The sequence below is a fragment of the Acetobacter tropicalis genome (assembly GCF_001580915.1).
Lineage (GTDB): Bacteria > Pseudomonadota > Alphaproteobacteria > Acetobacterales > Acetobacteraceae > Acetobacter > Acetobacter tropicalis.
This window is the reverse complement of record NZ_LHZQ01000002.1, coordinates 1-507: the sequence shown is the minus strand read 5'-3', so window position 1 is coordinate 507 and position 507 is coordinate 1. Positions and strand designations below refer to the sequence as shown.

The window sequence follows — 507 nt, the reverse complement described above, 5'->3', positions numbered from 1 at the left end:
GCTTGGCGTAGGGTTGCAGAACAGCCAGCATAGCCTCGAAATGACCGGCTTTTATCTCGCTCAGGGCACGGCGTGCCGTTGCCTATCAGGAAAAAATCAACTCGGGTGATCTGGTCCAGATTGCAGAAGTACTGCGTGACCTGCGCCGCAATGTGGACAGCCTGGACGGCAGCTTTAGTGAACGCAAGCTGTTTGAAGCCGCACAGGAACGTTTTGTGGCCGAAGTTGCAGTACTGGAAAAGAAAGACCCGGCGGATGTTCTTTCTTCTCTGACCGAAGTTATGAAAGCAGCCTGATACGGCCTCTGTCATAATCCTGAAAAACCCGGCTGGCATGCTGCCTTGCCGGGTTTTTTCTTACCTGCTTCTGTTTTGCTTTCCCGCAACGCATCTGGACGATACATAAGAGAACCATGACGCGCCCTGCTTCTTCTCCCACCCTGAGCCATCCTGATCAGACCACGCTTCGTCGTGCCCTGAGCGAGATAAAAGCCGGTCATTTCGAGGC

Annotated in this window: 1 pseudogene; it reads left to right on the top strand. The window is 53.6% G+C overall.

The window, feature by feature from the left end:
- Positions 1–65: 65 nt before the first annotated feature.
- Positions 66–296 (top strand): annotated as a pseudogene (locus AD944_RS00015) (CarD family transcriptional regulator); the annotation flags it as partial.
- Between the last annotated feature and the right edge of the window lie 211 nt (positions 297–507).